This is a genomic window from Hallella mizrahii (assembly GCF_009695775.1).
GTDB lineage: Bacteria > Bacteroidota > Bacteroidia > Bacteroidales > Bacteroidaceae > Prevotella > Prevotella mizrahii.
On sequence record NZ_VUNG01000090.1, the window covers coordinates 1 to 1,781 of the forward strand.

At 38.5% G+C, this 1,781-nt stretch carries 2 protein-coding genes; one reads left to right on the forward strand and one right to left on the reverse strand.

Translation table 11 applies throughout. From position 1 onward, the window contains the following. Positions 1–128 precede the first annotated feature (128 nt). On the reverse strand, positions 129–443 hold the full coding sequence (locus tag FYJ73_RS15540) for a hypothetical protein (RefSeq protein ID WP_154535650.1): 315 nt from the start codon (positions 441–443) through the stop codon (positions 129–131). A 189-nt stretch (positions 444–632) separates the two neighbouring features. Here FYJ73_RS15540 and FYJ73_RS15545 point away from each other — a divergent pair, with 189 nt between their 5' ends. Next, the gene (locus FYJ73_RS15545) at positions 633–1,691 is read left to right on the forward strand and encodes a hypothetical protein (RefSeq protein ID WP_154535651.1); all 1,059 of its coding nucleotides are present in this window, start codon (positions 633–635) and stop codon (positions 1,689–1,691) included. Positions 1,692–1,781: the final 90 nt, after the last annotated feature.

Genomic DNA, 1,781 nt, shown 5'->3' on the forward strand with positions numbered 1-1,781 from the left:
GGTGGGGTAAGGGGCATTTATATGTCTTTATGGTGACATTCGATGCACTGTGCCCCCTTTTTACTAACGATGCAGATTATTTTCGCTTCTGTATCATATTAGGCGCGTAGTTGCGGATTTGAGGGTTATCAAAAAACCAAAAAATTGTAATACCAATCATTTAGAACTAAGCCTATTGTCGCATCTGGCCCTAAGTCTCTATATACTTCTCCTACATTGTTTTCAAAGTTCTTATTGCTTCCAACAATTACTATCTCAGGGAGAGTATAGCCTCCTTCTGTGCGTTTCATCTCATTGCAAGACATTTCCGCAATGTACTTCTTACTTGTTTCTTTCATCATTATAAAAGTTATAATATATAAATACATGTATGTAGGTCGTTCCCTTATATATGCACTTGCAAAGTTACGGCAAAAGAATGTAATTTTTGTACACTCTTCCATTTTTTATTTATAGACTACTCTCTGTGTACTCCTTAAGGCTATGACTTCTCCGTGCACTCTGTGACTCTGTGTGAGCAACAATCGCTGAACAGATGTTCACAATCTACCTTTTCAACCTGTTTATAGCCCGCTCATGTAACTTTATGTCGAATAAAAGTAGTAACTTTGCACCGAAATGCAAGTTACGCAATGAGAAAGATATTCGACCTTATTCTTGTTTTACTAATAGCTATAAACCTTGTTGGCTGCAATGACAAACAAGGCCGATATATCTCTACCATCATACCATTGGCAGAGAATAAACCGGACAGTGCACTCGCCTTGCTCAACAAGATAGATCAAACGCAGCTTTCAGAGAAAGCTATTGCTTTATATTCCATAGCTTATACCATGGCACAAGACAAGTCCGGAATAGACGTTGACAACGACTCACTGCTCCGCAACGCGTATAATTGGTACAATGGTAAGCCTGCTGATAGCCTCTATGCCAAATGTGAGTACTACATGGGGAAATATTACGCCTTGAACGACAGCAGTGAAAAAGCGCTTCGTTGCTTTTCCAATTCTGTCAAAGCTGCAAAACGACAAAATGATTACTATACACAAAGTCTGGCGTTGGTTCAATCATCGGTTATTGTTAGGGAATATGATCCTGATCTTGCTATAAAGTTTTCCAATGAGGCTGTTGGGCTATATAATAAGGTGAAGAATGCCCCAAGCAACAACAAAGCCTATGCTTTGTTGAATTTAGCCGAGTGCTATTCCTTTAAAGAGGGTGGAATTAAACAAAGCTTCGTTATCGCTAAGCAAGCCGTAAAACAGGCAATTGCACAGAAGGATACACTGGCATTGAGTGACTCCTACCAAGATCTGTCGGCATTTTGGAGTCTTTTAGACAATAAGGATTCTGTTTTGTACACTTCAAAACTGTCGTTTATGTACAAGCGAAAGCACGATACGTCATCGATCTTGTCGCTGGCATGGGCGTATTGTGATGTTGATTCTTTACAAGCGTCTGAAAGACTGATAAAATCGATTTCCAGACGGGAGTATCTTCAATATGGAAGTTCTATATATTCTTTACTTTACGCAATGGCCTTGAAGAAAAACAATTTGCAGAAGGCAAATGTATATAAAGATTCTCTTGTGGCAGCCCTTGAATCCATGAATTCAGCTAATGCGAAAGCAAAAGACGCCTATTATAATAAGGTAACTAAAGTTTCCCACTTGCAAATAGCTCGCCCTTAAAGTCTTAAAAATCAAGAGAAAAGAGAAGGAATGTCCAAAAGTTTTTGTATCTTTGTAGTGCAAATAAATCATTGATACATAAACGATTAA

Coding starts and splice junctions, on each gene's coding strand:
- FYJ73_RS15540 (WP_154535650.1), bottom strand. CDS start 443: ATGGAAGAGTGTACAAAAATTACATTCTTTTGCCGTAACTTTGCAAGT.
- FYJ73_RS15545 (WP_154535651.1), top strand. CDS start 633: ATGAGAAAGATATTCGACCTTATTCTTGTTTTACTAATAGCTATAAAC.